We start from the raw sequence: 10,721 nt of genomic DNA, 5'->3' as shown, positions 1-10,721 counted from the left end.
TGAGTGTAAAGATACACAAAAACCCCGAAGCATGGACTTTTTTTAAGTGTCCACGATTCGGGGTACAGTTCACATAATCCTTTTCCTTTTTTCATCCCAATCTCCTTTCCAGTGATTCCTTGTTATATATTTGAGTCGTATCTGAGCGTAGATTATAAAAAACATAATACCAGTGCAATCGATCTAACTTCTATTTTCATATTGGATTAGGTATTCTCCAAAGCAAACGAAAAACCTTCACCTAATTTTTACAGATGCGACAAATCAATGTACAGACCAATACCGTACTCCTTAATTTGTATTGTAACTGTTATCAATTTTATTTCATTTTAGAGGGATATTTCCAATCACGATTTCCTTTAGAAACAGTCGAAGAGGTTTCACTTTGTTTAGTTAGGCTTTGTTTCTCTATGTTTTCCAGAGATTTTTGCATCTGTTCCATTTGTTCTTTTACTTCTTTTATTTCAAACTTCATTTCCATAAGTAACCGTAAAATAGCATCTCCTTTATTCATTGCAACATACTCCCTTCATTTTTCTCTTATTGCTTCTCTATTAACTGAATTTGAAAAATATCTGATTCCTTTATACCTAGAACTCTCATTTCATCTTTAAAAGTTCGCCAGGACGCAACTTTAATGGATTTTGTACTTTTATCCCTTAATGTGTACACTCTTATGTACTGTATTTCCTGTTTCTCATTTCTTTCCACGTTGTCTTCCTCCGTTATTTTTGATTGATGTAATCATAATATCTTTTTAACGAAAGTTTAGATTTAAAGCCTACTTGTTTTATAATTTCTTCCTCTGAAACATGATGCTCAATAAGTCGTAAAATGAACGTGTTCCGTAAGTGTTGCGCTGAGATCCCTTTACGTAAATTTGCTCGAGCAACTTCAAGTCGAATCATTTTTTGAACAGCAATCTCTGTTAGGGCTTTCGGCGCATCGTTTTCATATGACCAATGATAGGTATTCCGAGTAAAATCGAAGGCTACGAACAATGGATCATTACTATGATATTTGGGACGAACAGGTTCGGGAATGACCTTGTAATAGTTAAACAATCGTTTTTTATCATCTTCAGTTAAAAGGATTGTTCTTTCTATACCCACTATTTTTGGTACTGAGATTATATTGTTTTCAAAATGAACGTGCTTCATCTGTAAACTTACAAGTTCCTGTAAGGATAATCCATTATTGATGAGTAAATGTACAATAGAAATGTTGCGATCCATAAGTACTGGACGAACAGAACGTTGTTTTTCCGTTAATTCTTCTAATGAAGTTAAAATATACTTTAACCTTTTTTCTTCCTCTTTTGAAATAAAGTCTTCATCACGTAACGCACGATTGGGTTGAATACTAAATTGCATCTCTTCTAACGGATTTGGCAGTTGTAAATACTGATACATTCTATTTAAGACAATATAGACACGATGCATTGTTTTATCAGAGTACTGTCGTTGCTGTTTTAAATCATAGAAATACGCTTCATAATCCTTTGTACCAATCGTCGTCCATATATTGCGTGTAGGGAGTTTTTTAGATTTTTGCAACCAATGACCAAAGTCTTCAATATCATAAACATATCGTTTAATTGTAGAAGGCTTCCGTCCTTTATTTAATAAGAAAGAAGAAAAATGTTGTACAGTATCTTGAAATTCTTTTGTTGGCATAAGCTTATCATCCTAATTTTTCTTTTAGTATATCAAATTTTACACATATTCCACTTACCCATTCATCCCCAAAGAAAATATATAAATAAAAAAGATAAGACCAGAAACTCGGTCTTATCTATGGCATAAGGAGAAACAAATAGGGTGATAACCATCACTTTTTTATCATATTACATTAACTGTTAATTTTGAATATTATAGGGGTACAGCCGAGATACGTGTAAAAACAGGTCATAGCCTTACTTTTATTTCCAATTCGATTTAAAATCGGGGTTTTTATCTATTATTTTTTAACTTATTATCATATACCCTAATCATACAATTGAAACGAAGTGTTTTCAGTAATTAACCAATGGATAATTAGGGTACACCCATAATAGACAGAGACAGAATTTTTATTGTAATAGACGTAAGAAAATATAGTTATAGGTTCAATAAGTTTTGTTTGGAAATAAAAGTAAGTCTAATAATCAAAAATACACGTATCTCGGGCTGAAACCCATTATAAAAATATAAAACATAGATGGAGCCCTTATACAAAAAGGGCTCCATCTATGTTTTATTCCTTAGAATCGTTCAATGTCTCATATATACGTCTATGTAGTGGACCTGGGGAAATCATTCTACTTAAATCATAATATAGATGGTCTCTAATTTGGCGATGTATCCAGTCATCTTCATCTATATCTATATGAGATGTTAGTATATGTTTATGTCCACCAACACAAGAAACGCGATTTCTATTTCCATCCCAATCTTTCATAAATTCTTCTTGTATGTTGTTAGCTCCTTCTACATTTTGGTAACCACAAGCCAAACCTCCACCGCTGTTAGAACAAGGTATTTTTCCTATACCGGTACAAGGATCACCGTTCACGATACTGTTATTTTGGTACCAATTGATAATAAAATCTCCTCTAGGTACATCATCTGATCCCATATTATTGTCTGGTCCAAAAACAGGATCTATTAATCCAACAAAATCAGGTACCCGATTTGTTATTTTCGATACTTTACAAGCTGCCCATCCGCCATAACTATGTCCAATTATCGCCAAATAACTAGGATTTGTTGTTCGTCGTTCTATTTCAGAATTAATGTCATTAGCATCAGGAGCTCCGGAAGGGTCACTATCATGGTCAGTATTCCAACTTCTCCTAAATATATTGTCAGGATTAACACTCAATGGCGCTAATTCCCCCCGCAACTTGTCACGTAACTTCTCCATACCACTTATACCAGCAGATCCACTAAGTCCGCTTATACATATTATAACTAACATCTTCATTCATTAATAAATTCCTCCTTTGAACAGCATAGTATTACAAGGTTATTATTAGACATTAGAAATATGTATATACGTATAGGTCTTAATTAAAATGTGTAATTTGCTATAAATATCAAGGAATCTAAATTTGTTTTGTTTTAGAACTGTCTAAACTACTTTGTTTTCTATATTCATTTTCTTACTAATATATTCAATAATTAAATGTTGGTAAATACTGTATTCCTATAGCCTGGTTCTACACGTATCTCGGCTGACCCCCTTATAGATAAAAACAGTGACAATATCCAGATTGAGAAATTTATTACTAATTTGTTTGTACAGTATCAAAAGGTACACTTTTACAAACATGCGTAATCTTCATAAAAAATGTTTGTAAACCTTCAATTAAAAATTTGCGAATGTTCATTAATTTCTCATACGTTTACGAATGAAATTAAACTCCCAAAAACGATTATTTTTGGGACATTTATATTTAAATCGTTATTTCTCTAATTTTAATCAAAAAATTTCACCAAAACTCATCATAAAAACTATGTCCTTAAAACGTACCTTTATAATTCACTTTCTTCACAGCAAAAAAAATAAGATCGAGGACTCGATCTTATCCTTAGCATAAGGAGAAAACAATTAGGGTGATAACCATCACATTTGTATTATATTATAATTTCTGTTAATTTTGAATATTAAAACCATAAAAGTATATGATATCCATATTGAGAAAATTAGTTATAAAAACAATAAATATGAAAGTAAACTTTTAGATATTAGTCTTGGTCGAATCCTTATATTATTTTGACGTTTGATGATTAGACATAAATTTTATAATTTCTTCAGTAGCTTTTTTATATCCTCCAGCATCCCGAAGCGATTTTCCAACTTTATGACTATTTTCCTTAAATGTCACATCATTTATTATTGTTTGTACAGCTTCACGTAACAATTTAGAAGTTAATTCTTTACGATTAAGCCTTATTCCGGCTCCCATTTCTGTTACTCGTTTCGCAACTAAAGGCTGATCTCCTGTCACTGGAATCACAACTAATGGTACATCATAATATAACGCTTCACTTGAGCTATTCATTCCGCCATGCGTAACAAATATATCCGTGTGTTTCAATACTTCCAATTGCGGAACATAATTATATAATTTAAAGTTAGATGGAATGTTTTCAAACTGGTTTATATTTATTTTCTTACCAACAACCAATATAACGATCGCTTCTATATCTTTAAAAGCCTCAAAGCATTTCTCATATAACCCTGGTTGCTCATTAAAAACTGTTCCCATAGAAATAAAAATAACTTTTTTATTTTTTAAATCTTCAATAGGAAAATCTCCTACTTCTTTACGAGTAGTAATCGATGGACCAACAAATTTATATGATGGATCAAATGTATCAGAATATGGTTGATATTCTTTAGAAGTATATACAATTGTAATATCACCAGGGTGATTCATAATGTCGTACAGACTGTTGAATTTCATTCCATACTGTTTTGTCCATCTTTCCATTTCTGTTAGACAAAATTGGTATAATGGATCTGTTTCATCTATTTGTTTTGATTTTTGCGCAGCATTAAAAGTAACATATTGGTTAAGAGCAAAAGTTGGACATGAAGCAACGCTAGGTAATTGTAAAATATTAGCTATCATACGTCCTACAGGGAAATGATTATCGTATATCATATAATCATACTTTTCTCCCTTTGTTTCTTCTATAATTTGAGTAGCAATACGTTCTGTTGCTTCCACTATATGAGATAACATTGTAATAGGACTACTCTCTTCATGTACTCGTTCCATAAAATTAATTTGTGAGAAAAAATTCTCAAAAGATCGAAACTCTGCACCTGTTGTTTCGATCTTTTTTCTATAATCCTCAATACAATACGAAACAACGCTGTCTCCGCGTTGAATTAACTCACTAACAACAGCTAAAAGTGGATTAACATGACCTTCCCCAAGAAAGTTTATTACAAGTACATTTGACATAATATTCACTCCATTCAATTTAATCTCTTTTAATATTAAAATAAAATTGGATTCTGGTGCAAATATTTCTAAGCGAAGTTAAAATACATGGAAAATAAGTTGAAGATGTTGTTATTACTTCATTACAGTTTAATTGCAGAAAAAATTATACTTCTAAAGGTTCTGTTGCACATCCATCAACTTAAGGATTTGGTTGTTCTCCAAAATAAAAAAACGAGCTGAATTTACATAAATAACTGTCAAGAGATAAAAATTTCGTTTTGGGGTACCTAAAAATATTAGCTTGATGGCGATGTGGCGATACCCCATGTCCATCAACTTAAGAAAACAAGTTACCCCCAAAACGATAAAAATAAACTTCCGTGCTATAAAAACACAAAATTTCCATTTAGGGGTACTTTGAAATCTTAGCTTGATGGGTATGGGGAGGTATCTCACTAAGCAAAAGTTTGTTTAAAGTACTTTGGTCATGAATAGGGAATTCATTATACTTATTAAAACAACAACATGATATAGACAAAGCCAAAGAATAAACATAATGGACTATAAAACCAAGTGTCGTATCTAGCAAACTGAGAATGTTTAATTTTTTTGAAAAATCCAACAAACTTAAAATCACCAATTGCCCTAATAATGAAAACTAAAGCACAGACAATACTTCCGATTTTAGATAAACTATTTGCTTGGAACCCCTGCAAATAACCTCCTTGAACAACAATTATGACACTAGCCATTAGAATAAGAATGGCTACGAATAATGTTCCCCATATTCTCGGAGTAAAAGCAGGCTTATGTTCTCCCTCTTTTACTGGGAGAACAGCGGCAGAACCCCATCGACCTCCAAAAGCCCAATAAATATGCAAAAAACTGATAAACCACAGAAGCCCTACAGCTACTAATATTAATAGTAATTTCATTTATTCGCCCCCAATGTCGTAACTTCAAATAAAACATACACTACCGTATGTTATGGTGGAAATTTTGTCCCTTCAGGTTTTATAACCATATTAGGGACATTTATAATCGAGTAATCAATTATGCCTCGGCATAATTCCGTGACATCCGCCGGAGGCTTTAACTTCTTTCAGCGGATGTTTGGACACCCGCTGAAAGAAGTTAAAAGCTCAACCATTTTATCAATATCAAAATTAGGATTTGCTTCAAATCTTGTCATCCATCCTACATACGTTAAATAGGCAAGTCTCGCTCGATCAATTGATTCAGTTTCGTCTATGCCCATTTTTTGATACAATTTTGCAACACAAGAAATTCTCTGTTCTTCCATATCTACTAAACGTGCTTCCACAACAGGATCATATTTAGCCCAAGTATAAATACCATTCTCAATTTTTTTATCTCGATTAAAACTAATCTGTAATAGCTGTTCTAAAGAGGCATCCTGTTGCTCCATACTTTGAACAATCAGCTTTGTTGCATGTACTTCCCAAAAGTCGAGCATAGAATCTAAAAGCTCTTGATGGTCACGAAAATAGTGATAGAAGCTTCCTTTGCTTATTTTTAGCAATCGAGCAAGTGCTTCAATACGAACTTTATGTATCCCTTCATCAGCTAATTGTTGTAATCCTGCTTTTATCCAATCTTCCCTCGTTAATTGCATATCATCTCTCCAGTAAAATACGGTAGCGTATGTTTTACGTTAGATTACTACTATTCTCATTTTTTGTCAATTATTCATTCTGTTTATTTTTATGAACTTTAATGTTGTTGTTAATCGTAATATTGATCGTCATCACCCTTGGTAAAATACAAGCACATACTAAAATTATTGACACATGTTTTTCGTTTTAGGGTGGATTTATTTTCTTAAGTTGATGGGCATGGGGTCACCATATCAAAAAAAGAAAATTGTACGTTTAGACACATTTTAGACACAAATTAACCGATTCCCTGTACGTTAAGGAACCGGTTATTTATTTTACTGCTTTTTTATACAAAAATATTAATGATTTGGCAGACAACGTTTTAAGCTGTCTGCCGGGTAAAGTGAAGATTGCCAGTTTGAATAGAATACAACCGCAGCCCAAGCGGCTTAAGGATAATATGTGCAGATGTTTACAAAATATACAAAATTTTTCTTTTTAGTTTGGACCGTCAACTTTATGAGATGTCTGCCTGTGGGGTTCATGAGCTTGACCGGCAAATTAATTGTTTTCCTAGTCTTTAAAAGAGTGAAATCGCTAGTTCGACCGGCTTAGAGCGAGTGTGTGTCAACTTTAGAAAAATATGTAAAGAGAAATAAAAATGCCTATTCTACAAATAGAACAAAGCACTTTATAAAAGTGCTTTGTGAAAAGCAAGCGCTATAAGTAAAAAACTTCTATATAATAAGGTATCTGACTCATTTAAATGTGGAACAAGTCGACATTTTGGATGTTAATAATAGCTAACAAAAAGAAATTGGGGTTTGCTTACTGTTATATAAGATACGAAAAATTTGTTATTTGTTGATTTGTTACCTAAAGAAAAAGGATGCAATTAAATCATCTCTTTTCAATTAGCCTAAAAAAGTATAAATACTTTCTAGATATATAAATCTAGCCATAATCCGGCCTCTGCCAAAGATTTGAAGATTACTGCGTTTTATTGATTATACTGAGGCTCCTCTTGTTGAACCTCCTGAACACGTGGTTCTAAAGAATCAATAATTGTCTGTGCTTGCTGAGCTGCATTTTGATACAGTTGTTTTGCTTGCTGATTGTCAGTATCAAGAACAAATCCTTCTAAACTTGCTTGAGCACTTTTTAATCCAGAAATAGTTTGTTTGAGCTTAGTAATTACTGTCATAATTAAATTCCTCCTTATAATCATGAATTCACTATTTATAATAGCTATTTTCTACCAAAAGTATGATTTCTAAATTTTGGGTATCTTTATAGAATGAATACATTGACTAAGATTTAAAAAATACTAAACGAATCGTACAGAATAAGTCATGTTAGATGGTTCTTAAAAACGAAGTGAAATTGCACAATAAAAATGGAAAAACTGATTCGATACAGCTATAGAGTCATTAAGAATAATAAAAAACTCGTGACTAAAAGACGAGTTTTTTATTATTCGCGATAGTTATTGATTTTGATTCCCTTGTTTCTTTTGGTTGTTAGGCGTAATTTCATTGGCAAACTCCATATTTGCCAAATTTACCTTGGGTGGAACGAATGTTCTTGTTGTATTTTGAACACCTTGGAACAAACGTTGGACCGGTTTCATCATATTTGAATTACGCGTTGCTACTACACCAACAACTGTTCCTAATCCTAGTAAAGAAACCCAAATCCATCCTCTATTATTTCGTCTATTTCTAAACAATTTAAACATTTGCTGAGTTCTTCTTCCAGAATTGAATAATGACATCAAGAAGTTAAGAATATTCATTTTTTGCCCCCTGTAAAAAAGTTGGGAAAAAGAAACACTAAGTTCAATTTCACATGCTTTATATTGCATTGTTTTATAGAAATTTATAATGCCAACTTATGCTAATACCTCTTCATTTTTCTTTCCTAAAAAGCCTAAGATTTCCTAAATATTTTTTATTGAAAATATGCAAAATAATAGTAACAGAAATTCAAAAGGGAAAATGAAAGCAAGTTGAAAAGCTATGTACTAACGATTTGAAATTTTATCGATTCTATATATTACAAATTCACGCGCTTAACTTATAAATGAAACTCACAAGGACAATATTTTACGTGTAAGACTTACTCGTTACAAAGGGAAAACTGTTACTCTTTCTGATGGAACTTAGATAAATTAAGAATGATACCTCGGTTAAAATCCATTTACACAATGTTCATTTATTAAACGAAATGAAGTGAAGTGCTATAATAATCATGCTAAAAAAGGGCGATTTATTTATCAACATGTTAAAAAGGCCTTGCCTAGCCCTGGATCATATATTCAAAATCATTCTAGGACAGATGAGATTTAAGGGATAATTGGGATTTCAATGTTAAACAAAAGAGCTGACCGATTAGATTTTGAATTTGTTTCTATTTCTAATCCTCTTACAAATGGTTTAAATGGTTAGCATTTATACCAATATGTTTATTATCTAATAATAATTCAATTTATTATTATGCATCATTTTTTGAAAGTTGCTTTTTTTCTTTAGAGAATAGTTAGGAATGATATCAGATTATTGAGGTGATTAAATACATGCCAATGTTGAATGTGGACGGTAGTAGTCTGTATTATACCGTAAAGGGAAAAGGAATTCCTATTGTTTTTATTCATCCTCCTGTACTCACTTGTGTAAATTTTGAGTACCAAATAGAGGAATTATCCAAAGATTTTAAAGTGATTGCTTTTGATATTAGAGGACACGGAAAGAGTCAGTATTCAAGACAGCCGATAACCTATCCGCTGATTGTTGAAGATATTAGACGTTTATTGGATCATTTGGAAGTCAAAAAAGCCTTCATATGCGGATATTCGACCGGAAGCTCTGTCGCATTAGAATTTTTGTTGACTTATGTCGAAAGTGCCTTAGGAGGTATTCTAATCGGAGGAATGTCAGAAGTCAGGGATGGATATCTAAAGAATAAGATTTCACTAGGCGTGAAACTTGCGAAAACAGGGGCAGTTTCATTTTTAGCATTGTCTATTTCATGGGGCAATTCAAATACACATAAATTGTTCAGAAAAATGTTTAAAGAAGCTCGAAAAGGAAATGCTCAAAATATCGAGCAGTATTATCGTTATAGTTTGCACTATAACTGTACCAATCAGCTTAGAAACATTGAGCTTCCGGTTTTGTTGGTTTATGGTAAGAAAGATAAATCATTTTATGATCACGCGAAACTACTACATGGGAAATTGCCATGTAATGAATTGAAATTCATTGATAACGTAAAGCATCAAATTCCTACAAAAGCAGCGAAGGGGTTAAATGAAATGATTAAGCAGTTTGTTTTTATCCATACTGAGATGAATAGAGAAGAAACTTTTTCTTTACCAGTAAAAAAGTAGATGTCTCGTGAATAAAGTGAAGCTTCCAACAGTGGGGATTCGCCCCTGTTGGCGTTCACCACAAATAGGAGCAGTGATGCCCTCACCTTTCTTCTTTGATTCCTCTGAACATTTAGGTGAGAGTCTACTGCCTGTTAGGGCGGGGGAAAAGATTTTAAAGATAATAGTAAGGATATAAAAATAATCTTAGAAAAGTTCGGAGTGGGAAACGTCGTCATCTATAACGATGATATTTTGGACGAAAGCCATCTCCTTCACCAAAACCGTATTGACGTTCCTGTGGGAGTGCTGCGTCCTGCTCTTACACTTCCATTTCCTCTGGTACTAGCATCGTTACTGCTCATTTACTTCTTCTATAATTCCATCCATGAAATCACTATCTTCTGTTTGTATTTATACATGACAATACTACACAGATTCCTCTACATTTACTCTTTTATTAATTCTTTTTTAACAGCCGGTTATGTAATGCTGAAAGGGTGACTAACGCAAGAATCGAACCCACTAAGGCAAGTGACATATCCCATTGTGCATCCCATATATCGCCTTGCATACCTAAAAAGTCTTTTACTACTTTTCCTCCCTTTGCTATTTTAAAAGCTAACCATTCGATGATTTCGTATAATGCAGCAACAGCAAGCGAAATGCTTATACTAATCGTAACTAACCAAGGACCTTTGGTTAGTTGAGTTTTCCGCAATAATATTTCTCTTATCACAATTGTAAACAAGCCTTTTATCAAATGTCCAAATCGATCGTAGTGATTTCGATTTAA

General features: G+C 32.6%; 11 protein-coding genes. 2 read left to right on the top strand and 9 right to left on the bottom strand.

Annotated features, from left to right (window positions below; all coding sequences use genetic code 11):
- Positions 1–319: 319 nt before the first annotated feature.
- From JDS96_RS28480 to JDS96_RS28445, 8 genes are all read right to left on the bottom strand, one after another.
- Complete coding sequence (locus tag JDS96_RS28480; RefSeq protein WP_003205237.1) at positions 320–514, bottom strand: hypothetical protein; 195 nt, start codon at positions 512–514, stop codon at positions 320–322.
- Between the two features lie 211 nt (positions 515–725).
- On the bottom strand, positions 726–1,676 hold the full coding sequence (locus JDS96_RS28475; RefSeq protein ID WP_199668824.1) for a tyrosine-type recombinase/integrase: 951 nt from the start codon (positions 1,674–1,676) through the stop codon (positions 726–728).
- Positions 1,677–2,235: 559 nt separating this feature from the next.
- Positions 2,236–2,964, bottom strand: coding sequence for a hypothetical protein (locus JDS96_RS28470; protein ID WP_199668823.1), 729 nt, complete (start codon positions 2,962–2,964; stop codon positions 2,236–2,238).
- Between the two features lie 787 nt (positions 2,965–3,751).
- Entirely contained in the window at positions 3,752–4,957 is a 1,206-nt protein-coding gene (locus JDS96_RS28465; protein WP_199668822.1) for a macrolide family glycosyltransferase, read from the bottom strand.
- Positions 4,958–5,451: 494 nt separating this feature from the next.
- Positions 5,452–5,874, bottom strand: a complete 423-nt coding sequence (locus tag JDS96_RS28460; protein WP_199668821.1) for a DUF3995 domain-containing protein — start codon at positions 5,872–5,874, stop codon at positions 5,452–5,454.
- Positions 5,875–6,041: 167 nt separating this feature from the next.
- Entirely contained in the window at positions 6,042–6,575 is a 534-nt protein-coding gene (locus JDS96_RS28455; protein ID WP_199668820.1) for a TetR/AcrR family transcriptional regulator, read from the bottom strand.
- Positions 6,576–7,558: 983 nt separating this feature from the next.
- Positions 7,559–7,762, bottom strand: coding sequence for a DUF1657 domain-containing protein (locus JDS96_RS28450; protein WP_033678948.1), 204 nt, complete (start codon positions 7,760–7,762; stop codon positions 7,559–7,561).
- A 282-nt stretch (positions 7,763–8,044) separates the two neighbouring features.
- Positions 8,045–8,353 carry a hypothetical protein gene (locus tag JDS96_RS28445; RefSeq protein ID WP_098610046.1) on the bottom strand — a complete coding sequence of 103 codons (309 nt, stop codon included), beginning with the start codon at positions 8,351–8,353 and terminating at the stop codon, positions 8,045–8,047.
- Between the two features lie 283 nt (positions 8,354–8,636).
- On the opposite strand from JDS96_RS28445, the gene JDS96_RS33360 reads away from it, so the two are divergent.
- Positions 8,637–8,723, top strand: coding sequence for a YkoP family protein (locus JDS96_RS33360; RefSeq protein WP_374221020.1), 87 nt, complete (start codon positions 8,637–8,639; stop codon positions 8,721–8,723).
- Between the two features lie 410 nt (positions 8,724–9,133).
- A complete protein-coding gene (locus JDS96_RS28440; protein ID WP_098610047.1) occupies positions 9,134–9,946 on the top strand; it encodes an alpha/beta fold hydrolase in 813 nt (270 codons plus the stop codon).
- A gap of 439 nt (positions 9,947–10,385) precedes the next feature.
- Here JDS96_RS28440 and JDS96_RS28435 read toward each other — a convergent pair.
- Positions 10,386–10,721: DUF2238 domain-containing protein (locus JDS96_RS28435; protein WP_199668819.1), on the bottom strand; the 336-nt coding region annotated here is incomplete at its 5' end.

The sequence above is a fragment of the Bacillus cereus group sp. N21 genome, from assembly GCF_016483395.1.
Lineage (GTDB): Bacteria > Bacillota > Bacilli > Bacillales > Bacillaceae_G > Bacillus_A > Bacillus_A pseudomycoides.
This window is presented reverse-complemented; position numbering and strand designations above follow the sequence as displayed.